The 24,040-nt window shown below is 64.3% G+C and carries 23 protein-coding genes; 15 read left to right on the top strand and 8 right to left on the bottom strand.

The window, feature by feature from the left end; translation table 11 throughout:
* The first annotated feature begins 31 nt into the window (after positions 1-31).
* A complete protein-coding gene (locus WCZ84_RS06780; RefSeq protein WP_372685503.1) occupies positions 32-1,450 on the top strand; it encodes an MFS transporter in 1,419 nt (472 codons plus the stop codon).
* Between the two features lie 11 nt (positions 1,451-1,461).
* Here the strand turns inward: WCZ84_RS06780 and WCZ84_RS06775 are convergent, their stop codons facing one another.
* Entirely contained in the window at positions 1,462-2,268 is an 807-nt protein-coding gene (locus WCZ84_RS06775; protein WP_372685502.1) for a LamB/YcsF family protein, read from the bottom strand.
* 226 nt (positions 2,269-2,494) lie between these two features.
* Here WCZ84_RS06775 and WCZ84_RS06770 point away from each other — a divergent pair, with 226 nt between their 5' ends.
* Together WCZ84_RS06770 and WCZ84_RS06765 are read left to right on the top strand one after the other, a co-directional pair.
* Positions 2,495-3,976: an aldehyde dehydrogenase gene (locus WCZ84_RS06770; protein WP_372685501.1), complete on the top strand. Its 1,482-nt coding sequence runs from the start codon at positions 2,495-2,497 to the stop codon at positions 3,974-3,976.
* A 62-nt stretch (positions 3,977-4,038) separates the two neighbouring features.
* Positions 4,039-4,764, top strand: coding sequence for a haloacid dehalogenase type II (locus WCZ84_RS06765; RefSeq protein ID WP_372685500.1), 726 nt, complete (start codon positions 4,039-4,041; stop codon positions 4,762-4,764).
* 30 nt (positions 4,765-4,794) lie between these two features.
* Here the strand turns inward: WCZ84_RS06765 and WCZ84_RS06760 are convergent, their stop codons facing one another.
* Complete coding sequence (locus tag WCZ84_RS06760) at positions 4,795-6,297, bottom strand: aldehyde dehydrogenase family protein (RefSeq protein ID WP_372685499.1); 1,503 nt, start codon at positions 6,295-6,297, stop codon at positions 4,795-4,797.
* A gap of 249 nt (positions 6,298-6,546) precedes the next feature.
* Between WCZ84_RS06760 and WCZ84_RS06755 the strand changes: the two genes are divergently transcribed.
* Positions 6,547-7,998, top strand: coding sequence for an NAD-dependent succinate-semialdehyde dehydrogenase (locus tag WCZ84_RS06755; RefSeq protein ID WP_372685498.1), 1,452 nt, complete (start codon positions 6,547-6,549; stop codon positions 7,996-7,998).
* Between the two features lie 116 nt (positions 7,999-8,114).
* Positions 8,115-9,593 (top strand): diguanylate cyclase domain-containing protein, encoded by a 1,479-nt coding sequence (locus WCZ84_RS06750; protein ID WP_372685497.1) that lies wholly within the window; start codon positions 8,115-8,117, stop codon positions 9,591-9,593.
* Positions 9,594-9,626: 33 nt separating this feature from the next.
* Here the strand turns inward: WCZ84_RS06750 and WCZ84_RS06745 are convergent, their stop codons facing one another.
* A complete protein-coding gene (locus WCZ84_RS06745; RefSeq protein WP_372685496.1) occupies positions 9,627-10,094 on the bottom strand; it encodes an Lrp/AsnC family transcriptional regulator in 468 nt (155 codons plus the stop codon).
* Between the two features lie 134 nt (positions 10,095-10,228).
* Here WCZ84_RS06745 and aceE point away from each other — a divergent pair, with 134 nt between their 5' ends.
* The 6 genes from aceE (at position 10,229) to WCZ84_RS06715 (ending at position 17,099) form a co-directional block, all read left to right on the top strand.
* Complete coding sequence (gene aceE, locus WCZ84_RS06740) at positions 10,229-12,949, top strand: pyruvate dehydrogenase (acetyl-transferring), homodimeric type (protein WP_372685495.1); 2,721 nt, start codon at positions 10,229-10,231, stop codon at positions 12,947-12,949.
* A 73-nt stretch (positions 12,950-13,022) separates the two neighbouring features.
* Positions 13,023-13,244, top strand: a complete 222-nt coding sequence (locus WCZ84_RS06735; RefSeq protein ID WP_372685494.1) for a hypothetical protein — start codon at positions 13,023-13,025, stop codon at positions 13,242-13,244.
* Positions 13,245-13,260: 16 nt separating this feature from the next.
* On the top strand, positions 13,261-14,046 hold the full coding sequence (locus tag WCZ84_RS06730; protein WP_372685493.1) for an ABC transporter substrate-binding protein: 786 nt from the start codon (positions 13,261-13,263) through the stop codon (positions 14,044-14,046).
* Positions 14,047-14,157: 111 nt separating this feature from the next.
* Positions 14,158-15,105 (top strand): amino acid ABC transporter permease, encoded by a 948-nt coding sequence (locus WCZ84_RS06725; protein ID WP_372685492.1) that lies wholly within the window; start codon positions 14,158-14,160, stop codon positions 15,103-15,105.
* A gap of 9 nt (positions 15,106-15,114) precedes the next feature.
* Complete coding sequence (locus WCZ84_RS06720; RefSeq protein WP_372685491.1) at positions 15,115-15,870, top strand: amino acid ABC transporter ATP-binding protein; 756 nt, start codon at positions 15,115-15,117, stop codon at positions 15,868-15,870.
* Positions 15,871-15,923: 53 nt separating this feature from the next.
* Positions 15,924-17,099 carry an aminotransferase class V-fold PLP-dependent enzyme gene (locus WCZ84_RS06715; RefSeq protein WP_372685490.1) on the top strand — a complete coding sequence of 392 codons (1,176 nt, stop codon included), beginning with the start codon at positions 15,924-15,926 and terminating at the stop codon, positions 17,097-17,099.
* Between the two features lie 21 nt (positions 17,100-17,120).
* Here the strand turns inward: WCZ84_RS06715 and WCZ84_RS06710 are convergent, their stop codons facing one another.
* Together WCZ84_RS06710 and WCZ84_RS06705 are read right to left on the bottom strand one after the other, a co-directional pair.
* A complete protein-coding gene (locus WCZ84_RS06710) occupies positions 17,121-17,423 on the bottom strand; it encodes a DUF202 domain-containing protein (protein ID WP_372685489.1) in 303 nt (100 codons plus the stop codon).
* Positions 17,423-17,770, bottom strand: a complete 348-nt coding sequence (locus tag WCZ84_RS06705; protein ID WP_372685488.1) for a YidH family protein — start codon at positions 17,768-17,770, stop codon at positions 17,423-17,425. The genes WCZ84_RS06710 and WCZ84_RS06705 overlap by 1 nt, the downstream gene beginning before the upstream one ends.
* A 131-nt stretch (positions 17,771-17,901) precedes the next feature.
* On the opposite strand from WCZ84_RS06705, the gene WCZ84_RS06700 reads away from it, so the two are divergent.
* Complete coding sequence (locus WCZ84_RS06700; protein ID WP_372685487.1) at positions 17,902-19,287, top strand: MATE family efflux transporter; 1,386 nt, start codon at positions 17,902-17,904, stop codon at positions 19,285-19,287.
* On the opposite strand, the gene WCZ84_RS06695 is transcribed toward WCZ84_RS06700, so the two are convergent.
* The 3 genes from WCZ84_RS06695 to WCZ84_RS06685 are packed head-to-tail and all read right to left on the bottom strand — an operon-like array spanning position 19,284 to position 21,974.
* Positions 19,284-19,790 (bottom strand): SRPBCC family protein, encoded by a 507-nt coding sequence (locus tag WCZ84_RS06695; RefSeq protein WP_372685486.1) that lies wholly within the window; start codon positions 19,788-19,790, stop codon positions 19,284-19,286. The two genes, WCZ84_RS06700 and WCZ84_RS06695, sit on opposite strands and share 4 nt — an antisense overlap.
* Position 19,791: 1 nt before the next feature.
* Positions 19,792-20,199 (bottom strand): dihydroneopterin aldolase, encoded by a 408-nt coding sequence (locus WCZ84_RS06690; protein WP_372685485.1) that lies wholly within the window; start codon positions 20,197-20,199, stop codon positions 19,792-19,794.
* A complete protein-coding gene (locus tag WCZ84_RS06685) occupies positions 20,196-21,974 on the bottom strand; it encodes a M61 family metallopeptidase (RefSeq protein WP_372685484.1) in 1,779 nt (592 codons plus the stop codon). Before WCZ84_RS06685 ends, WCZ84_RS06690 begins: the two co-directional genes overlap by 4 nt.
* 25 nt (positions 21,975-21,999) lie before the next feature.
* Here WCZ84_RS06685 and WCZ84_RS06680 point away from each other — a divergent pair, with 25 nt between their 5' ends.
* The 3 genes from WCZ84_RS06680 to WCZ84_RS06670 form a co-directional block, all read left to right on the top strand.
* Positions 22,000-22,776 carry an enoyl-CoA hydratase gene (locus tag WCZ84_RS06680; RefSeq protein ID WP_372685483.1) on the top strand — a complete coding sequence of 259 codons (777 nt, stop codon included), beginning with the start codon at positions 22,000-22,002 and terminating at the stop codon, positions 22,774-22,776.
* Positions 22,777-22,878: 102 nt separating this feature from the next.
* Positions 22,879-23,310, top strand: coding sequence for an ATP synthase subunit I (locus tag WCZ84_RS06675; RefSeq protein ID WP_372685482.1), 432 nt, complete (start codon positions 22,879-22,881; stop codon positions 23,308-23,310).
* 25 nt (positions 23,311-23,335) lie between these two features.
* Positions 23,336-24,040, top strand: a 705-nt coding sequence (locus tag WCZ84_RS06670) for a F0F1 ATP synthase subunit A (protein ID WP_372685481.1), incomplete at its 3' end; no start/stop codon positions are given.

The raw sequence follows: 24,040 nt of genomic DNA, 5'->3' as shown, positions 1-24,040 counted from the left end.
CACGCTGTCTTACGCGTCTTTCGGTTGTGCAGTGTCTCAGCAATCATCTGGTTCATGGTCCGAGCTGCTATCGGGTCGCAATGGCCTGCGCTCTCTGGCTCTGGCGGGCGGGGTCGCGCTGCATGCAGTCAATGTCTACATTGTGGCAACCGTGCTGCCCTCTGTGGTGGCAGACATCGGCGGCCTGGAATACTACGCATGGAACATGACGCTGTTCGTCGTGGCGTCCATCGTCGGCTCGGCGGTGACGCCCAAGGCGATCAGCGACGTCGGGCTGCGGCGCTCGTTTCTGGGGGCCATCGTGCTGTTCTCCGCGGCCACGGCAGTGTGCGCCACGGCGCCCTTCATGGGCTGGATGATCTTCGGCCGTAGCTTGCAGGGTTTTGGCGGCGGGATGCTCCTGGGCCTGAGCTATTCGAGCACGCGCATTTTGTTCCCAGAGCGGCTGTGGCCGCGGGCCATGGCTTTGCTGTCCAGCATGTGGGGCGTGGCGACGTTCATCGGGCCGGCAGTCGGGGGCATCTTCGCCGAAGCCGGCGCATGGCGCTGGGCCTTCTGGTCGGTGATTCTGGTCAGCGCCGGCTTGGCCGCGCTGGTGGTCACGCAGATAGACCGTCGCGACGCGGGGCGCAGCCAAGAGCGCGTGGGTGTGCCAATCCACCAGTTGCTCTGGATGGTCGCGGCCGTGCTGCTGGTATCGGTGGCCAGCCTGGCCGATCACTTGGCATGGAGCCTGTCGGGGGTGCTGGCCGGCGTGCTGATCACCGTCCATATCGCACGCATCGACCGCCGGTCGGCCACGCCCCTGATGCCGGCCGGCGGCTATCGCCTGGGCGGCCACCTGGGCAGCCTGTATGCCTGCCTGGCGCTGCTGAGCCTGGTGATGACCGCCGAGATCTTCATCCCTTATTTTCTGCAGATCATCCAGGGGTTTTCACCCTTGCTCGCAGGCTACTTCATGGTTCTGATGTCCGCGGGCTGGTCCACCGGATCGATCATCAGCTCGAGTCGGGCGCGGCCCACCACGAATTGGCTGATGCAGGTCGGTCCTGTGCTGACGACGTTCTCGCTGCTTGGGCTCGCATTGGTGCTGCCGTTGTATCGGCCGGCCGAACTGCAGCTGGTATCGGCCGGTATCGGTGTGCTCCTGTTTGGGGTGGGCCTGGGCATTGGCGTGATCTGGCCCCACTTGTTGACCCAACTGTTCCATGATTCGCCCAAGGGGCAGGAAAACATCGCTTCGGCCGCCATCATCACGGTTCAGCTATATGCCCTGGCGTTCGGGGCGGCGATTGGCGGCATGGTGACCAACGCCGCCGGGTTCACCGAACCGGGCGGGCTCGATGGTACCCGGCATGCCGCGCTGGCGTTGATGTGGGTGCTCGCTCTGGGGCCGGCCATGGCCGCCTGGCTGGTGCGGCCGGTCATCAGGCGCCGGCGGTCTGAATGACGCGATTGGCGCTATGCGATCCGCCCTTTATCCGCTGTGGCCGATCTGTATCCGTTGTGGCTGGCCAGAAATGGCGCGACCGAAATGCCCGCGGCCCGCAGCCGCTCACGAATCGATCTGGCCATGGCCACCGCGCCTTTCGTGTCCCCGTGTACGCAGACCGAGTCGACGGCCAAGCGGACGGATGAGCCGTCCAGGGTCGGCATGTAACCCGTGTCGAGAAACTGGATGAGCCGTTGGGCTGCCGCATCCGCATCGTGCAGGACGGCGCCTGCGCGGGTGCGCGGCACCAGCTGACCGTCTGGCAGATAGGCGCGGTCGGCGAAGACCTCGGCATACACCGGCAGGCCAGCGGATCGCCCTGCGTGTTCGAGCGCTGTTCCGGAGATGGCGAGAATGGCGAGCGCGCCGGGCAGTGCCTTGACGGCTGTGACGATGGCCTGTGCGACGTTGGCGTCGGCCGCCGCCAGATTGCTCAGCGCCCCGTGCGGTTTGACGTAGCGCACGGCCGTGCCGGCCAGCGCTGCGATGCCCTGCAGTGCCCCGACTTGGGATGCGACGAGGCGCGTGATTTCCCCAGGCGACAAAGCCATGGGCCGGCGGCCAAAGCCTTCGCGGTCCGGGTAGCCGGGGTGCGCGCCCACCACGACACCGCGCTGCACCGCGCGCTGCAGGGTCAGAAACATGGTTTCCGGGTCGCCCGCGTGCCCGCCGCAGGCGACGTTGGCCGAGCTGACCACGTCGAGCATGGCGGCGTCATCCCCCATCACCCACGGGCCGTAGGCTTCTCCCAGATCCGAATTGAGGTCGATTTGCATAGTGTGCCGTGGTGGTCCCAAAATGAGGCAGGGTTCGGCGGGCTCGGCATGCTTGCCGCGCACCGGGTCAAGACCGGTGGCCGGGTCTGCGTATCCTGCTTATCATAACGGAGTCCCGAGTGGGCGCATCGCCCGTGGTGCGCGCGGCGGGTCTGCCGCAAAGGCGGGTTGGCACCAGAGACGCAGAAAAGAGTATCCTGAATCCGTCTGTGAATGGAGATGACACATGCAACGATTCAACAATTTGATCGGCGGCGTATCGACACCCCCAGAGTCGGGCCGGTGGATGCCCAGCCTGGATCCATACAAGAACGAAAACTGGTGCGAAATCCCGGCCAGCGGGCCGGCCGATGTCGACAAGGCGGTGGCGGCCGCGCGGCAGGCATTCGAGTCACCCGCCTGGGCCGGCCTGTCGGCCACGGCGCGGGGGGCCCTGCTGCGCCGCCTGGGCGACTTGATCACCGAAAATGCCCAGCGCTTGGCTGAACTCGAAGTGCGCGACAACGGCAAGTTGCTGAACGAAATGCTGCTGCAATTGCGCACGATCCCACAGTGGTTCTATTACTATGCCGGCCTGGCCGACAAGGTCGAAGGGTCGGTGCTGCCGATCGACAAGGCCGATCAGTTCGTCTACACCCGCTGGGAACCCCTGGGGGTGGTGGCCGCCATTACGGCCTGGAACTCGCCACTGCTGCTGCTCACCTGGAAGATCGCGCCGGGTCTTGCCGCCGGCAACACGTTCGTGGTCAAGCCCTCCGAGTTCACCAGCACGTCCACCCTGGCTTTTGCCGAACTCTTCGAGCAGGCTGGTTTTCCGCCCGGGGTGGTCAACGTGATCTGCGGCACGGGCCAGGAGACCGGCGCCGCGCTGGTGGCTCATCCGGACGTGGCCAAGATCGCCTTCACCGGGTCGGACGGCGCGGGCAAGGCGATCAACCAGGCGGCCGCCGGCATGCTCAAGCAAGTGACGCTCGAACTGGGCGGCAAGTCGCCCAACATCGTCTTCGAGGATGCCGACCTGGATGCCGCGCTCGCGGGGGTTGCCTCGGGCATTTTTGCAGCGGCGGGGCAAACCTGCATCGCAGGCTCGCGGCTACTGTTGCAGCGCTCCGTGCATGACGCGTTCCTCGAAAAGCTGCGCACCATGATGCAGGGCGTGCGCATCGGCGATCCGTTCGATCCCGAAACCCAGATCGGTCCGATCGCCAATCGCCCCCAGTACGACAAAATCCTGACCTGCATCAACGAAGCGCGCGACGAAGGGGCCAACGTCTTCTGGGGGGGCCAGGCGCTCGAACACCCCAGTGGCGGCCTATTCGTCGAGCCCACCATCTTCACCGCCGTCGACAATACCTCTGTGCTGGCGCAGCGCGAGATTTTCGGGCCGGTGCTGGCCGTGATTCCCTTCGAAGACGAAGCCGAGGCGGTACAGATCGCCAATGGCTCGCGCTATGGGTTGGCGGCCGGTGTCTGGACCCAGAACATGCCCCGTGCGTTCCGCATGTCCAAGGCTTTGCAGGCGGGTACCGTGTGGATCAACACGTACCGCGCCGTGAATTTCATGGCGCCGTTTGGCGGGTACAAGGATAGTGGCCTGGGCCGCGAGAACGGACAAGAGATGATCAAAGCCTACCTGCAGCCCAAGACCGTCTGGATCAACAACTCCGCCCAGCCGCCCGGCAACCCGTTCGTGATGCGTCTCAACTAGCCCGCAGGGGGCCGGGGGCCGATTCATTCATTTTTTACCTTACTTTCGGATGGAGCCATTGCATGGTCACGCCAGAATCCCTCAGGGCCACGGCCGAGCGCTTGAAGTCAAAGATCAAAGTCGTGATGTTCGACCAATACGGGACGGTGGTGGACATGCAGCAGGGCCTGACCGACGTGGCCGCCCCCTTCCTGAAGGAAAAGGGCTGGGCCGGCAAGCCGGGTTCGTTCGTCACCTGGTGGCGTCGAACCCATTTCGAAAATTCCATGATCGACGCCCTGCTGCACAAGCAGCACACTTCTTACCGGGAAATCGGTGAGCGGGCCGTCGCCTACACCATGGATCGTGCCGGCATCCCGTACACCCAGGACGAGGTCCGCTACCTGGTGGGCTGCATCGAACGCCTGAAATGCTTTCCCGAGGTGCCCGAGGCCTTGGCCCGGCTACAGGCCCGGTACCCGCTCGTCGTCCTGTCCAATGGGGATCCCGACATGCTTGAAAATGCGAAACCCCATCACGGCATTCCGTTCGACCGGATCATTTCCGTGGCCGAGGCCAACAGCTTCAAACCCCATGTGGCCACTTACACCAAGGCCGCCGACATCATGGGCGTGGCAATGGACGAAGTCTTGTTCGTCGCCAACCACGCGTTTGATTGCCTGGGCGCCAAGGCGGCCGGCATGCACTCGGCGTTCATCGACCGGCGCCAGCGGCCGTTTGGCGCAACCCCCTACCAGCCAGACCTGTGGCTGGACAACATGACGTCGCTGGCCGACCTGATGGCATGATGCGGGGGCGTGCCCAGGCGGGGGCGCACCCTAGCCGTGGCGGGCGGTCACGGTCTTGATCCGCGTAAACCCATACAAGGCCTCGAAGCCTTTTTCGCGGCCATGGCCCGACTGGCCCACCCCGCCAAAGGGCAGCTCGACGCCGCCACCCGCCCCGTAGTTGTTCAGATAGACCTGGCCGACGTTCAACTGCCGCGCCATGCGCATCTGACGCCCGCCATCGCGGGTCCAGACCCCGGCGATCAGGCCATACACCGTGCCGTTGGCAATGCGCAAGGCATCGGCCTCGTCTTCGAACGGGATAAGCACCTGCACCGGGCCGAAGATTTCCTCCTGGGCGAGCCGGTGGTCGGGGGGCACTTCGGAAAACAGCGTGGCGCGCACGAAATGACCGTCCGGGCTGGCGTCGGGCCGGATGCTGCCCTCTGCGGCCAGGTTGAGTTCGGCCTTGCCCCATTCGATGTAGCGGCCGACCAGCGCCTTTTGTCTGGCCGAGATGAGGGGGCCCAGGTCATGGCCATCGATGGCCGGGCCGGCCACCAGCCCACGATACATGTCCGCCATGCGGTGCTTGACCTCATCGTACAGGCCCCGCTGGACCAGCACCCGCGACGCGGCCGAGCAGGTCTGGCCGGCATTCTGCATGCAGGCGCCCACCAGTGTCGGCATGGCATCGTCGAGGTCGCAGTCGTCGAACACGATGTGGGGTGATTTGCCACCCAGTTCGAGCGTGACGGGGACCACGTTGCGCCCCGCCGCGGCCTGAATGCGCTGGCCGGTGGCCACGGACCCCGTGAAGGACAGGTGGTCCAGGCCCGGGTGCTCGGAAAGCGCTGCCCCCGCCTCGGCGCCCAACCCGGTGACCACATTCAGTACGCCGGCCGGCAGACCGGCCTCTTGTGCGATTGCGGCAACGGCCAGGGTGGATACGGACGCGTCTTCGGCTGGCTTGACCACGCAGGTGTTGCCCGCCGCCAGGGCGGCCGCCACGCCGCGCCCCAGGATTTGCATCGGATAGTTCCATGGGATGATGATGCCCGCCACCCCGTGCGGCTCGCGCAGGGTATAGACGGTGAACCCATGTTGGTACGGAATGGTGGTGCCCATGAGCTTGTCGGCCGCCCCCGCGTAGAATTCCAGGTAACGGGCCAATGCCCTGGCGTCATTCAGCGACTGGTGCAGCGGCTTGCCGACGTCGAGCGCCTCGATCATGGCCAGGGCTTCTGCGCGTTGCTGCACCAGTTTGGACATCTCCATCAGGATGCGCCCGCGCTCGGCGGCCGGGGTGCGGCCCCAGGGGCCTTCGAACGCGTGGCGCGCGGCGTCGATCGCCGCGTCGATGTCGGCGGCATCGCCGCGGGCGATCTGGCCCATGACCTGGCCTGTCGAGGGGTTTTCGACCGGCAGGACGTGGCCCGAAGCGCATGGGCGCCATTGCCCGTCAATGAGGATTTTGGCTGGGTCAAACCAGAGTACCGACTGCAGTTCGGTGGACGTGCGCGCGCTGGCTGGGGTATGGGGTGCGGATGCCATGATCATGTTGGATGGATTGAATGTAAAAGGGCGCATGCCCGGTGGCGCGCGCAAGCTGCCATTATCGCTCCGCGCACGCCGGCTGTGCACGTGGCCTTTGCGCCAGCGCCGTGCCACCGCCCTGCAAAGGAAAGCGGGACAGTGCAAAATAACGGATGCAGCATCATGACGGCCCCGCGGTCTGGCCGCGCAACCCTGTTTTCGGGCCCTGCATGGATGGCTCGGGCACGCTTTTACTGGAGAATACACATGTCGATTACTCATGACCCGCAGACTCATCCCGAACTGTGGGTGGGCGGGCAATGGCGTCGGGCGAGCCGTACCGGCCGGATCGACGTCATCGATCCGGCCACGGGCGCCGCGATGGGGTCGGTGGCCGATGCCAGCGCCGCCGATGCCATGGCGGCAGTCGATGCCGCAGATTCGGCGGCCGCTGCCTGGGCGGCCACGGCGCCGCGCCAGCGTTGCGAAATCCTGCGCAAGTGCTTCGAACTCATGATGCGCGATGCCGAGGCGCTGGCCCGGCTGATTGCACTCGAAAACGGCAAGGCGATCAAGGATGCGCGGGGCGAGGTGGCCTATGCGGCCGAATTCTTTCGCTGGTTTTCCGAAGAAGGGGTGCGCGTGCGCGGTGATCTGGGCACGGCGCCTTCGGGCAACAATCAGATTCTCGTGCAATATCAGCCGATCGGCGTGTCTCTGCTGATCACGCCCTGGAATTTTCCGGCGGCCATGGCCACCCGCAAGATTGCGCCGGCCCTGGCCGCAGGCTGCACCTGCATCCTCAAGCCGGCCACGGCCACTCCCCTGACCGCCTATGCCGTGGCCAGGATCCTGGCCGAGGCCGGGGTGCCAGACGGCGTCGTCAACGTGGTCACGTCGTCGACCACGGCCGAGGTCGTCGATGCCATGCTGGACGATCCCCGCGTACGCAAGCTTTCGTTCACCGGCTCCACCGAGGTCGGGCGGGTGCTGCTGCGCAAGGCGGCCGGGCAGGTCATCCACAGCTCCATGGAATTGGGCGGCAATGCCCCGTTCCTGGTGTTCGAAGACGCCGACATCGACCAGGCGGTCGAGGGGGCCCTGATCGCCAAGATGCGCAACGGCGGCGAAGCCTGTACGGCGGCCAACCGCTTCCTGGTCCAGCGGTCGGTGGCCGACGCTTTTACCGAGCGCCTGACGCAGGCCATGTCGGCCCTGAAGTTGGGCCCCGGCATCGAGGATCAGACCGATTGTGGCCCCCTGCTGGATGCGCCGGCCCTGAACAAAGTCTCCGAACTGGTCGATGACGCCAAGGCTCGCGGTGCGCGGGTGCGCTGTGGCGGCGAGCGCCCAGCCGGGCCAGGCTACTACTATCCGCCGACCGTGCTGGACCAGGTGCCGGTCGACGCAAAAATGTTCCGTGAAGAAATCTTCGGGCCGGTGGCGCCGATTTACGTCTTCGATACCGAAGAAGAGGCGGTTCGCATGGCCAATGACACCGAGTATGGCCTGATCGCCTATCTCTATACGGGGGACACCGGCCGCGGGATGCGGGTGTCCACGGCGCTCGAGGCCGGCATGGTGGCCCTGAACCGTGGGTTGGTATCCGATCCGGCCGCGCCGTTTGGGGGCGTCAAGCAAAGCGGGCTGGGTCGCGAGGGCGCGCAGCACGGGATCCTCGAATTCATGGAGACCAAGTACATCGCCACCCGTTGGTGAGCCGGTCGTGGCGGGGGGCTGGTCAGGCGGGCTCACCTCTGGCGCCGTCAGGCCGCCAGTCCCACGGCATGGCGTGCTATCGTCACGGTACGGCAACAAATAGCAGGGTCACGTTGATGGCGAGCGCACTTTTCTCTCACGCCAATGGCGAACTCCGGGGGTTAGAGCTGAATCATCTGTTCGATGTCATGCCCATGTCTCTGTGGCTCGAAGACTACAGTGCGTTGTATGTCTTGTTCGAGCAATGGCGCCAGGATGGCGTCCAGGATCTTGCCGCCTGGCTGGCCGAAGACGACAGCCGGCTCACCGCCTGTGCGGCCTCCATGCGGATCGTGCGGGTCAATCGCCAGACCCTTGCCCTGTATGGCGCCCAATCCAGCGAAGAGCTCATGGCGCGCCTGGGCGAGGTGGTCCGCGACGACACCATGGCAGGGTTCGCGGCCGAGCTCGTCCAGCTGTGGCAGGGCATCGGCGCTTTTCACAGCGTCAGCGTCAACTACACGCTCGATGGCGGGCGCCTGGACATTTCGCTCAAGGGGGTGGTGCTGCCCGACCGCGAACGGCCCTGGGACCAGGTGCTGGTCATGGTCGAAGACGTCACCGAGCTGCAGGATGCGCGCCGCCTGGCGCAGGCCAACGAACGCTTTGCACGCGAGCTGTTCAGCCAGGCGCCGGTGTCGCTATGGGTAGAGGACTTCAGCCAGATCAAGGTGCTGCTAGACGAAGTCCGGGCGCAGGGCATCAGCGATTTCCGTACGTTTCTCGACGTGCATCCCGAATTCGTGCGGCGTTGCCAGGCTGAAATCCGCGTCCTGGACGTCAATGACTACACCTTGAAGATGTTCCGGGCGCGCAGCCAGCCAGAGCTGTTGGGGCGCCTGTCAGACGTCTTCCACGACGAGATGCACGAGTCCTTCGCCGAACAGCTCAATGATCTCTGGCACGGGCGTCTCTACCAGCAACGCGAAGTCCAAAACCGCAACTTGAATGGCGACATCCTGTACATCCACATGCAGCTGTCGGTCTTCGATGGCCACGAAGACAGCTGGAGCATGGTGCTCGTCGCACTCACCGACATCACGGCGCGCAAGAAGGCCGAAGCCTATCTCGAGTACCTGGGCCAGCACGACGTACTTACCAAGCTCAAGAACCGCATGTTCTATACCGACGAGATCGATCGCTTGTTGCGCAAGCGTGTCAAGCCGATCTCCTGCATTTCACTGGACCTGAACAATCTGAAAGAGTCGAATGACCTGGGGGGGCATGCGGTGGGCGACGGCTTGTTGCGCCGCATGGGCGAAGTCCTGTCCAAGGCGGTCGACCCGCCCGCTTCGGTATCGCGCATCGGGGGCGACGAGTTCATGGTGCTGTTGCCCGGCGTGGATCGGGCGGGCGCCCTGGCCGTGGTCGACGACATCCATCGGCTGCTCGAACTGAACAACCAGTTCTATGGGGGGGTACCGCTGAGCGTGTCGGTGGGCGTGGCCTCTGCCGACACCCATGAGGTCCTGGAAAAAGCCCTGCACCTGGCCGACCTCGAAATGTATCGCAACAAGCGCCTGTATCATGCCTATCGGCAATCTGGGGCCACATGAGCGGCTACGGCGGGGTTCGGATCCATCGGGGTGTCACGTGGGGCCCAGCGGCAGCGCCGTCTTGTACAGGACCTGCTTGAGTGCAAAGCTCGAGCGGATCTGCTCGATCCCCGGGATGGGGGTGAGCTGCTCGAGGATGAACCGCTCGAGTGCGGGGATGTTCGGTACGGCCACCCGGATCAGATAATCCGAATCCCCCGTCATCAGATAGCATTCCATGACCTCGTCGTGCTCGGCAATACGCTGTTCGAATTCGGCCAGTGACTGCTTGTTCTGGGATTTCAGGCTGATCGAAATAAATACATTCAGGCCCAGGCCCAGCGCCGCTGCATCCGCGAGGGCGACGTAGCGCACGATGACGCCGTTGGCCTGCAGTGCCTTGACCCGGGTCAGGCAGGGCGAAGGCGACAGGTGGACCCGGCGGGCCAACTCGACGTTGCTCAGCGAGCCGTCGCGCTGCAACTCGTGCAATATGCGCAAGTCGATCGTATCCAGTTTCATGTGCTGAAAAATAATGGTTTTGCAAAATTTCATGCTGTTTGGAGGGGCCATGATACCGCAGGTCGATATCAAATTTCACGATCGCTGGTTCATAATGGAAACCGCTGAATCCGCTGTTTCGCCCATCCAAGGATATGAATCCGACACCCTACACTTTGCTGGAATCCCATCCGGCCAGACATCAAGACGACGATCCGCAGGAAACCGCCGAATGGCTGGAATCCTTCGATGCCCTGCTGGCGCATGGGGGGTCGGCGCGCGCTGCTTTCATGCTGGATGCGCTGTGCGAGCTGGCCTGGCAGCGCCGGCTGGGCTGGCAGCCGCCGCTGGGTACGCCAAACGTCAATACCATCCCGCCCGAGGCACAAGCGCCCTATCCGGGTGATCTTGATCTTGAAAAGCGCCTGGCGGGCATGATTCGCTGGAACGCGCTGGCGATGGTGGTGCGCGCCAACGAAGCCTATGGCGGTCTGGGTGGGCATATTGCCAGCTACGCCAGTGCCGCAGATCTGTTCGAGGTGGGCTTCAATCATTTCTTCAGGGCCCGCAGCGCCCAACAAGACGGGGACCTGCTCTTTTTGCAGCCACATAGCGCCCCCGGCGCCTATGCCAGGGCGTTCCTCGAGGGTCGGCTCACCGAAGCCGATCTGCTGCACTTTCGGCAGGAACTCACCGGCCCGACCCAGGGCGCCCGCGGCCTTTCCAGCTACCCGCATCCCCACCTGATGCCCGATTTCTGGCAATTTTCCACAGGATCCATGGGGATTGGCCCCCTGCATTCGATCTACCAGGCCCGCTTCATGCGCTACCTGACCCACCGCGGGTTGCTCGACTGCGCCGGGCGCACGGTCTGGGGCATGTTCGGCGATGGCGAAATGGACGAGCCTGAGTCCACGGCTGCGCTGGGCCTGGCCGCACGCGAGCAGCTCGACAATCTCGTCTGGGTGGTGAATTGCAATCTTCAGCGGCTGGACGGGCCGGTGCGCGGCAATGCGCGCATCATCGAAGAGCTCGAAAAATTGTTCCTGGGGGCTGGCTGGAACGTGATCAAGGTGTTGTGGGGCAGCACGTGGGACCCGCTCTTTGCGCGCGATCGGCACGGCGTGCTCGCGCGCGCCCTGACCGACACGGTCGACGGCCAGATGCAGACCTTCGCGGCGCGCGACGGGCGCTATAACCGCGAACGTTTCTTCGGCCAGAATCCGCAGCTGGCCCAGTTGGCCGAGGGCCTGAGCGACACGCAGATCGACGAGCTCGCGCGCGGCGGCCATGATCCGCTGAAAGTCCATGCGGCGTATGCCGCCGCGCGGCAACATCGCGGGCGCCCCACGGTCATTCTGGCGCACACCAAAAAAGGGTACGGCATGGGCGCGTCCGGCCAGGGGCGCATGACGACGCATTCGCAAAAGAGCATGAAAGAGGCCGATCTGCTGGCGTTTCGCGACCGTTTCGGCCTGCCCCTCAGCGACGCGCAGGCGCTGCGCCTCGAGTTCTACCGGCCGGCCGACGATAGCCCAGAATTGCGCTATTTGCGCGCGCGCCGGGCTGCACTGGGGGGGCCGCTGCCGGCCCGCCATTCCGGCTGTGCGCCGTTGGCCGTGCCACCCGTCGAGCAATACGCCGGGTTTGCCCAGCGCCCTGCCGCACGCGAATACTCCACCACCATGGCGTTCGTCCGGATTCTGGGCGGCCTGCTGAAAGACCCGGTGCTGGGCCCGCGCATCGTCCCCATCGTGGCCGATGAAGCCCGCACGTTCGGGATGGCGAGCCTGTTCCGGCAGGTGGGTATCTACTCCAGCGTAGGGCAGCGCTACGAGCCAGAGGACGAAGGCACGCTGGTCAGCTACCGCGAAGCCATCGACGGCCAGATCCTCGAAGAAGGCATCAGCGAGGCCGGTGCGATCTCCAGCTGGACGGCCGCGGCGACCAGCTACAGCAATCATGGCTTTGCCATGCTGCCGTTCTATATTTATTACTCGATGTTCGGTTTCCAGCGGGTGGGCGACCTGATCTGGGCGGCGGCCGACCAGAACCCGCGCGGCTTTCTCATTGGCGCGACGTCGGGTCGCACGACGCTGGCCGGCGAAGGCTTGCAGCACCAGGACGGTGCCAGCCATCTGTGGGCCAGCGCCTACCCCAACTGCAAGGCCTATGACCCGGCCTTTGCGGCCGAGCTGGCCGTGATCATCGACCACGGTGCCCGCGAGATGCTGGAAGCGCAGGCCAACGTGTTCTATTACATCACGGTCATGAACGAGAACTACGCGCAGACGCCCTTGCCCGAAGGGGTCGCGGCGGATGTGCTGCGCGGCGCCTACTGCCTCGAGCACATAGAGGCCGAGCCTGGCGTCGAATGCGGTGCGGCCGGCCAAGAAGGGCTTGCCGCTCGGGCGCCCCGCGTCACCCTGATGGGTTCGGGGGCGATCCTGACCGAGGTGCGTGCAGCCGCCCGGATCCTGGCCACAGAGGGCGTAGGCTGTACCGTGTTCAGCGTCACCAGCTGGAGCGAACTGGCGCGCGATGGCCAGCGTTGCCTCGAAGCGGGCCCGGACCCCGATGGCGGCAGGCCGGTGCCGCATATTCAGACGCTGCTGGGCGACCCGGGTGCCAAAGGCGAGCCCATCATCGCCGCCACCGATTACGTTCGGCTGGTTCCCGAGTCGATCCGTGCTTACCTGCCCGGCGCACGGCCCTACGTCACACTGGGGACCGACGGCTTCGGGCGCAGCGATACCCGTTCCGCCCTGCGCCGCTTCTTCGGCGTCGATGCCACCCGCATCGCCGACGCGGCGCGGCAGGCCCTGCGTACTGCAGCCGTTCAGCGACGCAGTGAAACCGATCCGTCGGCAGGCTGACCATGCCGGCTGACAGATACCCACGAATCGTTAAAATAACCCGCCCGATGGTGGGTCAAGGAGATATGAATCTATGAATTATGCAATACACCGTGGAAGGTACGGTCAGGCCGCAGGCAGCGGTCTGGCGAAGGTCGTGCTCGGGGCCGTGGCGGGCGTGTCGATGGCGCTGATGATCATGCATGCCCCGATGGCTGTGGCGGCGGATGACGATCAGGCCATGGACCCGGAACAATTCGCGCAGCAGCACATCGCCGTCAACGACGCCATTCTGGACAAAGGTCCAGGTCGATGAATCCGCGCGTGCCCTGTTGCCCGCGAAAATCCGGGATTCGGGCCAACTGGACTGGGCCTCGCGCATCGGCATCCCGCCAGGCTATTTCCTGGCGCCCGACGGCAAGACGCCATTGGGCTACGAATACACGCTGATGGCGGCCATTTCCAAGGTGCTGGGGCTGACGCCCAATATTTCCACGTTCGAGTGGCAGGCCTTGATCCCCTCTCTCGAGGCGGGCCGGGTCGATGCCATCATGGCCCTGATGAATGACACTGAAGAGCGCGAACAAAAGGTGGATTTCATCAACTACATCTATGCCGGCCTGGCGTTCGTGATTCCCAAAGACAACCCCCGCGGGTTCAAGGGGCCGGACGACTTCTGCGGCCAGACCGTCACCGTGACCATCGGCGGCACCCAAGAGGCATTTGCCAAGCAGGTGTCCGAAAAATGCGTAGCGGCGGGGCAAGCGCCAATCCGCATCATGGGCGACAACAGCATCGCCCAGGCCCAGATCTTCGTGGTAACCCGGCGTGCGGACATCCATATCACCGATGGCCCCTCGGCCGGGTACTCGGTGGCGACGCGACCCGACGACCTCGAGTTGCTGCAGGTGCCGGCCATCTCTCATGCGGCGCAGTATGGCATTGCCGTGCGCAAGGCCGACGACACGCCGCGCGAAGCCATCCAGGCCGCGTTGCAGAGCTTGATGGATGGCGGTCTCTACCAGGACATCATGCAAGACTGGGAGCTCGATGGCGTCTCGCTGAAGACGGCCACGATCAACGGCATCGGACAGACGCCGCCGGGCCCGGGGCGTTGATTCCCCACAGGCCGCCGCCGAATCGGCGGCCGCGCCCCGCACGGGCGCCACGGTCTGCGCATGGCGCAGCCATGGCGCCCGTCTCGATGACTCGTTTTTGCCGTATCCTCCATGAAAAAAGAGCCTGAAGCGCGGGCGTCGGCTACGACGGACGACAGATTCCACCTGGATCTGCCGGAGCGCCCCATCATTCATTGGTCCCGGCCCATCGTGGCCCTGCTGGTGCTGCTGCTGGTGGTTTTTGTCGTGCTGTTGTTTTGGCGCGCCAAGATCAACTATGCTTCGGTGCCCAAGTATTTCATGGCGCCGCTCATGCTCGAGGGCGTCTGGAATGCCATCAAGCTGGCCTTGCTGGCCCAGACGCTGGCGATCGTGGTCGGCTCGATTCTTGCCGTCATGCGGCTGTCCAAGAACGCAGTCAATCGCCACATCGCTTCGCTCTACGTCTGGTTCTGGCGCGCCGTCCCTGTACTGGTGTCCCTGCTGATCTGGTTCAACCTGGCGCTCGTGCTGCAAAGAATCCAGATCCCCGACCCATTTTCCGGGGGCTATCTGATCGACCTGAACACCAACGACGTGCTTACACCGTTCGTCGCCGCCTTGATCGCGCTGACCCTGAACGAGAGCGCCTACATGGCCGAGATCATCCGCGCCGGGATTCTGGGGGTCGACTCGGGCCAGATCGAGGCGGCGCGCGCCTTGGGCATGAACGACAGGACCATACTGCGGCGCGCCACGCTGCCGCAGGCGACGCGATTGATCATCCCGCCGACGAGCAACGAGCTGATCAACATGATCAAGGAAACCTCGTTGGTGTCGGTGATCTCGTACATCGAAATCACCGAGGCGGCGAACCGGCTGTCCGCAGCCAATCTGGACATCATCCCGGCGTTGTTCGCCGCCGTGGTCTGGTACCTGATCCTGGTGACCATCGCGACATTCTTCCAGCGTTGGGTGGAAGACCGGGTCAGTCATTCGAACAGCCGGCCCAGAGGGGGGCGGCGCCTGTTCCGGACGCTGCTCGGCAGCTGGAACCCACTGACACTGGCCAAGCGCTGAGAGCCGAACATGACCGCTATTCTCGACGTCATCGACGTTCATAAAAAATTCGACCGTCCTGTTCTGAACGGTGTCTCGCTGTCGCTCAACCAATCCGAGGTGGTCTGCGTCATTGGCCCCTCGGGCGGCGGCAAGAGCACTTTGCTGAAATGCGTCAACTGGCTCACACCCCCGGATTCGGGCGGTGTTTTCGTCCAGGGCGAGCGCATGGGCTTCGAACGGCGCAACGGGTACTGGAAGCAGCTGAGCGAGAACGCGATCGCACGGCAGCGCAAGAACATCGGCATGGTCTTCCAGCACTTCAATTTGTTCAAGAACCGGACTGCGCTGGAAAACGTGATCGAAGGCCTGGTGGTGGTGCATGGCGTGCCCCATGCGCAGGCGGCCGAAAAAGGCGGTGCCTTGCTCGAGCGCGTCGGCCTGAGCCACCGGGCCGACGCGTACCCCCATGAGCTTTCCGGGGGCCAGCAGCAGCGCGTCGCCATTGCCCGCGCGGTGGCCGCCAACCCGGCCCTGATCCTGTTCGACGAGCCGACTTCTGCACTGGATCCCGAACTCGTGGGCGAAGTACTGGCCGTCATCAAGGATCTCACCAGGGAAAAGAGCGCCATGATGATCGTGACCCACGAAATCAAGTTCGCACTGGACGTGGCCGACCGGGTGATATTCATGGACGAGGGGGTGATCGTCGAGCAGGGGGCGGCCGCGCAAGTCATCCAGAGCCCCAAAGAGCCGCGTACCCGCCAATTTCTCAATGCCATATGATGCCATCGCCGGCCGGTTCGTACGGCGGTGGGGGCCAAAGGAGCTGATTTGAAATGATCCGAGATCGACAGGACGGGCCGGCCAAGGACGCGCCGACCGACTTCAAACATCTGTGGCCGCTGGATCCGCAGGTCAAGCATCTGAATCACGGCGCGTATGGCGCCACGCCGTGCTCCGTGATCGCCGAACAGGATCGCCTCCGGCGGCTGGTCGACCGCAACCCCCACAAATGGTTCAGCCAGATGCTCGAATCCCGGGTGGTCGAGGCGCGGACCCGTCTGGCCGGTTTTCTGCATGCCCGACCAGAGCGTGTCGCGCTGGTGGACAACGTCAGTGCCGGCGTGTCGGCGGTGCTGGCCAGCTTGCCGCTCACGGCCGCCGATCAGATCCTGGTCACGGACCATCTGTATGGCGCCGTGCGCTTTGCCGTGGAACGGCTCAGCGCCCGCACGGGTGCGCAGGTCTGCGAGATCCACATTCCGCCCGGTGCGGCGGCGGACGATGTCGTCGAGCGCCTGATCAGCCGCGTCGGCAGCCGGACCCGTCTGGCCGTCGTCGATCACGTGTCGGCGAATACCTGCATGCTGTTTCCGGTGCGTCAGCTGCAGGAACAATTTCGGGCCCGCGGGGTGCGGGTGCTGTGGGATGGCGCTCATGTTCCCGGCATGCTGCCGGTCGATCTGGACGGCCTTGCGCCGGACTTCTGGGTAGGCAATTTCCACAAATGGGCCTTTGCTCCTCGGGGAACGGCCCTCCTGTACGTGCGCGATCCGGCCGAGACGCCGATACGGTCCAATGTCGTTTCATGGAACGAGACCGAACCCTACCCGCGCAACTTTGATCGCGTCGGTACCAGCGATCTCACGGCCTGGGTCGCCGCACCCAGCGCACTGGATTTCATCCACGAGCTCGGTGAAGACCGTTTGCATGCGCACAACAATGCGCTGGCTCGCCATGCGCAGCAGGTGATCGCCGAGGCCATCGGGGTGGACACAGCCCGATTGTGGGGGGATGACGCGCTCAGCATCCGTGCGGTTCCCCTGCCCGAGGGGCCAGTAACCTCCAGGCAGAGCGCCATGGCGCTGCAGTCCCTGATTTCCGACCAGTACCGCATCGAGACGGCGATTCGGCCCCTGGGCGGCTCCGGCATCCTGAGGGTCTCGGCGCAACGCTACAACACCATCGAAGAGTTCGAAGAATTGGCCGGCTGCCTCAGGGCCTTGTTCTGAGCCACCGCCTGCCGGGCGCGTTCAGCTGGCGATTACCACGACGCTGGCCAGTACGGTCAGCACGCTGATGATCGACGTTTCCATGCGCGGCAGGATGAAGGGCTGGCCAGGCAGGCGTCGCCGCTTGCGTTCGCGCACGACGTGCACGATCACGAACCCCAGGCAGATCACCACGCTGAGCGTCAGCAGGACGATGCCATGCTCGGGGTGGCTGACCCCCCAGCGCAGGAAAAGCAGGGCGTTGGCGATCAGCGCGAGGCTGGTCCGCAGCCAGGCAATGGATGTGCGTTCGGGCTGCAGGCCCGGACGCGTGGGGTGGGTCATTATTCGAACAGCAGCCATAATGCCGTGCCACCGGCCAGGACGGCGATGGTGATGGCCAGCCAGAGAATCAGTGTGGACAGGGGCAGGGCGCGGTCCAGGCGCATGGCATGCTCGTTGTTGCGCCAGCGGAAATAAGCGCTCAGGCCGATGATGCCGGACACCGCGGCCAGGATCACGCTGAGCACGAAAAAGGCCTGTTGGGGCGCCTGGCTGCTGCCGGCAAATTGCCTCAGGATGATGGCCACGGCCAGGATGGCCAGGGCTGTGCGTATCCATGCCAGGAACGTGCGCTCGTTGGCCAGGGAAAACCGATAGTCTGGATCCTTGCCTTCATCGTGCCAGGCCATGGGGGGTGCTCCGTGTGCTGAATCTGCTCCGATTATAAAAAGAAAGGACGGGCCTAAACGGCGGATTTGCCAAGCCAGTGAACTTTGTTCAGAATGGTCGGTTCATTTTTCTCCCTGGCTTGTTGATTCGCATGTCGCGGTATTTGCCCGTTTTCCTGCAAAGGCCCTGGCGTGCAGAGATCCTCGCCACGATTACACTGGGCCTGCCCCTGATCAGTGCCCAGCTGGCCCAGATGGCCATCAACATGACCAACACGCTGGTCTTGGGGCGGCTCGGGCCAGACGAACTGGCCGCGTCCGTGCTGGGCTGGCAGCTGTTCTTCGTGGTCTGGATATTGGGCACCGGCTTTGGCTTCGCCGTCATGCCTCTGGTGGCGGGTGCTGCAAGCAGCCAGGATGCCCGTGGGATCGCCCGCTTCGTGCACATGGGGCTGTGGGTTTCCCTGGCCTATACCGTGCTGATGGCCTGGCCGCTGTCGAACGCAGAGCCCATCTTCCTTGCGCTGGGCCAGGAGGCGTCGATTTCGCAGCTGGCGGCCGAGTACGTGAGGGTATTGCAGTGGTCGATGTTTCCCCAGCTTGCCATCATTGTGCTGCGTTCATTCCTGGGCGGGGTGCAGCGGCCCACCATCGTCGTGATCGCGCTGGCCGGTGGGGCCGTGGTCAATCTGGTACTGAATGTAACACTGGTGTTCGGGGTCGCCGGCCTGGTCCCGGCCCTGGGCATGCGTGGCGCGGCCTGGGCGACGGTGCTGGCCACCACGTGTGTGGCGCTTTTTCTGTTCTGGTTTGCCGCCCGGCACCGCTCGGTGCGCAAGCACCGGCTGGGCCGCAGGATACTGCAGCCCGACCGGCCCGCCCTGAACGACATTTTCAGGTTGGGCTGGCCGATCGGGATCACCCTGGTGGCCGAAGTAGGGCTGTTCACCGCGACATCCGTGATGATGGGCTGGCTGGGCGCCCATGAGCTGGCGGCGCATGGCATCGCTGTGCAGCTCAGCGGTGTGGCCTTCATGGTGCCGCTGGGTCTTTCAGCCGCGTCCACCATTCGCACCGGTTGGGCTCGGGGGCGGGATGATCGGGATGGTGTGGCCTGTGCGGCCTTGTCGGCGATTTTCATCGGGCTGGGCTTTGCCGGCTTCTCGGCCATGGCATTCTTGCTCTTGCCAGCCTGGCTGGTCGGCTTGTATCTGGATTTGCACGATACCGGTGCGCGCCAGGTGCTGTCGATCGCCATTGGCTATCTTGCCGTGGCTGCTGCCTTCCAGTTGTTCGACGCCCTGCAGGCCCTGGCCAATGGGGCCTTGCGCGGCCTGAAGGACACCCGCATCCCCATGGTGCTGGCACTGGTCAGCTATTGGCTGCTGGGCGTGCCGACCAGCTACGTGCTGGGGTTCATCCTGGATTGGGGGGGCATCGGCGTTTGGTGGGGGCAGGCGACCGGCCTGGGTGCGGCCGCCATTCTTCTGGGCATGCGGCTGGTCCGCCAGATCAGGGCCATGCCGCGTACGGCCTAGCGCCCCAACTGCTGGTTATAGGCGGCCCGGGCCTGCAGGAACCGCTCGAACGGAAACTTGATGGGCACGCCTTCGAGGGCGGCCGCCAGCATGTCCAGGTGCCCTTCGAAGCCGGCGCAGGCCTTGGCCGGGTCTTCGTCGGCGGGTACGGTGACCGTGAGTACCAGTCGCGCGCCTTCGGGCGTATCGGACAGCGCCCAGCGCAGCGGACGCTCGGGCTCCGAGCCGCTGCTCCAGGAATAGGCCAGCACGTGTTCGGGTGCCAGTTCGAGCAGGGTGCTTTCGATCACGATGCCGCTGTCTGCAAAATCGATCTTGACCGCGCCCCCTTCCTTCAATGTGATCTGGCCGGGCGCCAGCCATTGCGCCATTTTGTCCTGTTCGGTCAGCATGGCCCAGAGTGCCTGGCGGTCGTGGCCAGGAAATATTCGGCTCAGCAGGCCTTCGTGCCGGCCGTCCGGCAGGGTTTTCAGGGTGCCGATGGGCAACTCGTCCGTGCTCATGTCAGTTCTCCGTTGTCGTGTGAGTGGATGATAAATCGTGTGTGGGGCGCGGCCGCTCGCTGGCCTGTTCGATACAGACGGCGTCGCAGTCGTCGAACGCATTGGGCTTGCAGATCCGGATGCGCGCCTGCAGCACGTCGGGAAAGCCGTCCAGGATGCGCCGCAGGCAGCGCTGCACGAGGGTCTCGAGCAGGTCCACATGACCTTGTGTCATCTCTTGGATCAGGGCGTCGCGCAGCAGACGATAATCCAGGACGGTTGCCAGGTCGTGGTCGTCGACCGGCGTCTCGGCGCAGACTTCGAACCAGGCATCTACCGACAGGGGCTGGCGGGCCAGGCGTTCGTGTGCCAGCATGCCGATGGACGCCTGCAGGCGCAGCCCCTGCAGGAGGATGGTGCGCGTGTTCATGGCCTGGCCGTGTCGGTACGGCGAAGCTGGTGCTTCAGGGCGCGGTCTTTGGCCAGGCGCACGCGGTAGCGGCGCAGTTCATCGCGTCGGAATACGTGTGCGACCACCCGGTCTCCGGGCCGGTGGCTGGCCAGGAGACGCGCCAGGGCGGCTTCATCGCCGACCTGCAGGCCGTCGAGGGCGATCAGCAGATCGCCGGCCGACAAGCCCGCGCGGTGGGCGGGGCCTTGTTCATAGACGGTGCTCAGGCGGACGCCGCCGACGTCGTTGCGGGTACGGACATCCAGTGTCGGATGGGGGTGCGCCGGGTGGGATTCAAGCACAATACCCAAGCGCGCCAGCGCGGTTTCCAGCGGAACGTCTGCGCGGCCGTCGACATGGCGGGCAAGAAAATCCGCTACGTCCACGCCGGTGGCTTCGAGGATCAGGCCCTGCATGGCCGGCTCGGGCACGCCTTGCGGCGGGCGCCCATAGAAGCCGCGGCCATGACGCTGCCAAAGCAGGCGCATGACGTCGTCCAGGCTGTGTCGTTCGGCGCTGCGCCAGCGGATTTCGAGGTCCAGGCCCAGCGCCACAAGAGCCCCTTTGGTGTAGTAGCTGACCAGTGCGTTGGGCGAATTTTCGTCCTGCTTGTAATAGCGCGTCCAGGCATCGAAGGAGCTTTCCGCCACGGACTGCTTGTGGCGGCCGCCGCCGCGCAGGACGCCGTCGATGGTACGGGCCAGCAGGCCGAAATAGGTCGCTTCATCGATCACCCCGGCGCGCAACAGCAACAGATCGTCGTAATACGAGGTAAAACCCTCGAAGACCCACAGCAGCCGGGTGAAGTTCGGCCGATCCAGGCGGTAGGGCGCAAACGCCGCCGGCTTGATCCGCTTGACGTGCCAGGTATGGAAATATTCGTGGCTGACCAGCCCGAGAAACCGCTTGTAGCCGTCCGGTTCGGGCTGTCCCAACGTGGGCAGGTCGCTGCGCTGCGTGATCAGGGCGGTGGATGCCCGGTGTTCCAGCCCGCCATAGCCGTCGGCGGTGATCGTCACCAGGAACACGTAGCGTGGCGCCGAATCCAGAAACGGTGCCTGCCGGGTCTCGGGCTCGAACAGCGCGATCTGTGCCTGGCAGATCTTCTGTACGTCTTGCACGATGCGGTTCAGGTCGAGCTGCGGCGCGACGCCCGTGAATACCAGTTCGTGTTGCGCGCCGCAGGCCTCGAACGAGACGTGCAGCGGCGTGCCGATTTCTACCGGATGATCGATCAGGGCGTCATAGTCGGGCGCGCGATAGCAGCCGAAACCATGGCGCGGAGCGGCATCGGGTTCATCCGCTGCTTCGGGCAGGCTGGTGAAGACCTGCCAGCGGCCGGTGTGTGCCGGCGGGCATAGCTCGAGCAGGCAGGGCCGGTCTTCCTGGCCGACGACGGCCAGAAACAGGCTGCAGCCGTTGAAAAAGGCGTGGCTTTCGTCGAAATGGGCGCCCCGCACAGAGAGATCCCAGGCATAGACAGTGTATTCTACGGTCAGCAGGCCCTGTGCCGGGGCACATTGCCAGGTATGGCTGTCGGTTTTATGGCAGTCGATGGGGCCGCGTGCGTCGAATGCCTGCAGGCTTTCGATCTGTCGGGCAAAATCACGGATGAGATAGCTGCCGGGAATCCACGCGGGCAGGCGCAGGGTCTGCCCGCGGGGCTCGGGTTGGGGTATCGTCAGGCAGAGGGTGAAACGGTGCCCGGCCGGATCGGCCAGCCGCACCTGATAGCGTATCGTCGAATTTTTCATGGCAACAGTTTACTTTGGAGACATCATGAACGAATCTTTCGTCAAGGTCGAGACCCGGGGCCGCGTGGGCCTGCTGACCCTGAACAGGCCCCAGGTGCTGAACGCGCTCAGCAACGAAGTCATCGATCAGCTGTACGACGCGGTGCAGGCCTTCGAGGCCGACGACAACATCGGCGCCATGGTGCTCACGGGCAGCACCAAGGCTTTTGCGGCGGGCGCCGACATCGCCGCCATGGCGGGCTGGTCCTACATGGACGTCTACAAGGCGGACTACCTGGGCGGCAAGTGGGAAGACCTGCGCCGTACGCGCAAGCCCATCATCGCCGCCGTTGCGGGCTATGCCCTGGGGGGCGGGTGCGAACTGGCCATGCAGTGCGACTTCATCATCGCGGCCGAAAATGCCAAGTTCGGCCAGCCGGAAATCAAGCTGGGGGTCATCCCCGGCTATGGGGGCACCCAGCGCCTGCCTCGCGCCGTGGGCAAGGCCAAGGCCATGGATCTGGTGCTCACCGGGCGCATGATGGATGTCCACGAAGCCGAGCGCGCCGGTCTGGTCGCCCGCATCGTCCCGGTCGAGCGTGTGCTCGACGAAGCCATCGAAGCGGCCACGGTCATTGCATCCATGTCGCTGCCGGCCGTGATGATGGCCAAGGAATGCGTCAATCGGGCGTTCGAGACCACGCTCGACGAATCCCTGCTCTTCGAGCGGCGCAACTTCCACGCGCTGTTCGCCACCGAAGATCAAAAAGAGGGCATGCAGGCCTTTGTTGAAAAGCGTACGCCGGCGTTCAAGCATCGGTAGTCATTCTGGGCTAAAATGGTGCGCTCTTTGGGGGTGCCATTTGATGGCAATCACAAAAAACCGCTATACTTGAATAGTTTGACTACCGGTTGGTGGGTGGCTTTGAGGGCTACAGATTCGGGCGATGCGCTGGTGCTTTCTGCTGAAGATCGCGCCCACATTGCCCGCCGTTCCAGGACAGGGCTTTTGCGGGCCCTGGCTGCGCAAGCCGGCACGGGCATGCTGGTGGTGCTGCTGGCCTGGCTGATCGCGGGAACAAACGCGGCCGTATCCGCCTTGTTGGGTGCTGCGGCCTATTTTGTACCCAATGCCTTCTTTGCCTTGCGTTTGCTGGCAGGCTACTGGGCCCCTGCGCGGGCTGGCTCGCTGGTTTTTTTTTGGGGCGAGGCCTTCAAGCTGCTGGCGGCAGCCGGGGTCGTGGTCCTGGTGGCATGGCACTGGGGGGGCTGGCTGAACTGGCTGGCTTTCCTGCTCGGGCTGCTGGGGGTCATGAAGGGGTACGTGGTATTGCTGGCATTGCGCCGCCTGCCATGAATTGAATGAAAAAAAGGGTTTTCCGATGACCGACGTTGTCACGACGCCTCAGTCCGAATATATTCAGCATCACTTGGTTCACCTGAACAACCTCGGTCACAAGCAGGACATCATCGCCAACTTCGATGTCGTCAACTACGACTCGCTGTTCTGGTCGGCCCTCATGGGTTTCATCGTGCTGTATTTCCTGTGGCGTGCCGCGCGTCATGCCACCACCGACGTCCCGGGCCGTTTCCAGATGTCCGTCGAAATGCTCGTGGGCATGGTCAACGAAGAAGCCAAGAACATCGTTCCCAACGCCACCTCGCGCCAATTCGCCGCACCGCTGGCGCTTACCGTATTCCTCTGGATCACCCTCATGAATGCGCTCGACCTGATCCCGGTCGACCTCATGGGGTGGATCTTCCAGGCCATCGGCCTGGGCAGCACCCACGACGACCCGTTGTATTACCATCGTATCCTGCCTACGGCCGATCTCAACATCCCCATGGGGATGTCGCTGGGCGTGCTCCTGCTGATGCTGTATTACGGCATCAAGATCAAGAATCCGTTCGGTTTCGTGAAAGAACTCTTCACGGCCCCCTTCCATGCGCACGGGGTCGGGGCGATCATTCTGGCGCCATTCAACCTGCTGCTCAACCTCATCGAATACGTCGCCAAGACGGTATCGCTGGGCATGCGGCTGTTTGGCAACATGTATGCAGGCGAGCTGCTGTTCATGCTGATCGCC

The sequence above is a fragment of the Castellaniella sp. genome (genome assembly GCF_041675725.1).
Lineage (GTDB): Bacteria > Pseudomonadota > Gammaproteobacteria > Burkholderiales > Burkholderiaceae_B > Castellaniella.
Note: the sequence above shows the minus strand (reverse complement) of the source record. Positions and strands in the feature narration are given on the sequence as shown.

What these genes read in the sequence shown, in the direction of transcription:
- WCZ84_RS06775 (WP_372685502.1), bottom strand. Translation starts at nt 2,268, where the DNA reads ATGCAAATCGACCTCAATTCGGATCTGGGAGAAGCCTACGGCCCGTGG.
- WCZ84_RS06770 (WP_372685501.1), top strand. Translation starts at nt 2,495, where the DNA reads ATGCAACGATTCAACAATTTGATCGGCGGCGTATCGACACCCCCAGAG.
- WCZ84_RS06765 (WP_372685500.1), top strand. Translation starts at nt 4,039, where the DNA reads ATGGTCACGCCAGAATCCCTCAGGGCCACGGCCGAGCGCTTGAAGTCA.
- WCZ84_RS06760 (WP_372685499.1), bottom strand. Translation starts at nt 6,297, where the DNA reads ATGGCATCCGCACCCCATACCCCAGCCAGCGCGCGCACGTCCACCGAA.
- WCZ84_RS06755 (WP_372685498.1), top strand. Translation starts at nt 6,547, where the DNA reads ATGTCGATTACTCATGACCCGCAGACTCATCCCGAACTGTGGGTGGGC.
- WCZ84_RS06750 (WP_372685497.1), top strand. Translation starts at nt 8,115, where the DNA reads ATGGCGAGCGCACTTTTCTCTCACGCCAATGGCGAACTCCGGGGGTTA.
- WCZ84_RS06745 (WP_372685496.1), bottom strand. Translation starts at nt 10,094, where the DNA reads ATGAAACTGGATACGATCGACTTGCGCATATTGCACGAGTTGCAGCGC.
- aceE (WP_372685495.1), top strand. Translation starts at nt 10,229, where the DNA reads ATGAATCCGACACCCTACACTTTGCTGGAATCCCATCCGGCCAGACAT.
- WCZ84_RS06735 (WP_372685494.1), top strand. Translation starts at nt 13,023, where the DNA reads ATGAATTATGCAATACACCGTGGAAGGTACGGTCAGGCCGCAGGCAGC.
- WCZ84_RS06725 (WP_372685492.1), top strand. Translation starts at nt 14,158, where the DNA reads ATGAAAAAAGAGCCTGAAGCGCGGGCGTCGGCTACGACGGACGACAGA.
- WCZ84_RS06720 (WP_372685491.1), top strand. Translation starts at nt 15,115, where the DNA reads ATGACCGCTATTCTCGACGTCATCGACGTTCATAAAAAATTCGACCGT.
- WCZ84_RS06715 (WP_372685490.1), top strand. Translation starts at nt 15,924, where the DNA reads ATGATCCGAGATCGACAGGACGGGCCGGCCAAGGACGCGCCGACCGAC.
- WCZ84_RS06710 (WP_372685489.1), bottom strand. Translation starts at nt 17,423, where the DNA reads ATGACCCACCCCACGCGTCCGGGCCTGCAGCCCGAACGCACATCCATT.
- WCZ84_RS06705 (WP_372685488.1), bottom strand. Translation starts at nt 17,770, where the DNA reads ATGGCCTGGCACGATGAAGGCAAGGATCCAGACTATCGGTTTTCCCTG.
- WCZ84_RS06700 (WP_372685487.1), top strand. Translation starts at nt 17,902, where the DNA reads ATGTCGCGGTATTTGCCCGTTTTCCTGCAAAGGCCCTGGCGTGCAGAG.
- WCZ84_RS06695 (WP_372685486.1), bottom strand. Translation starts at nt 19,790, where the DNA reads ATGAGCACGGACGAGTTGCCCATCGGCACCCTGAAAACCCTGCCGGAC.
- WCZ84_RS06690 (WP_372685485.1), bottom strand. Translation starts at nt 20,199, where the DNA reads ATGAACACGCGCACCATCCTCCTGCAGGGGCTGCGCCTGCAGGCGTCC.
- WCZ84_RS06685 (WP_372685484.1), bottom strand. Translation starts at nt 21,974, where the DNA reads ATGAAAAATTCGACGATACGCTATCAGGTGCGGCTGGCCGATCCGGCC.
- WCZ84_RS06680 (WP_372685483.1), top strand. Translation starts at nt 22,000, where the DNA reads ATGAACGAATCTTTCGTCAAGGTCGAGACCCGGGGCCGCGTGGGCCTG.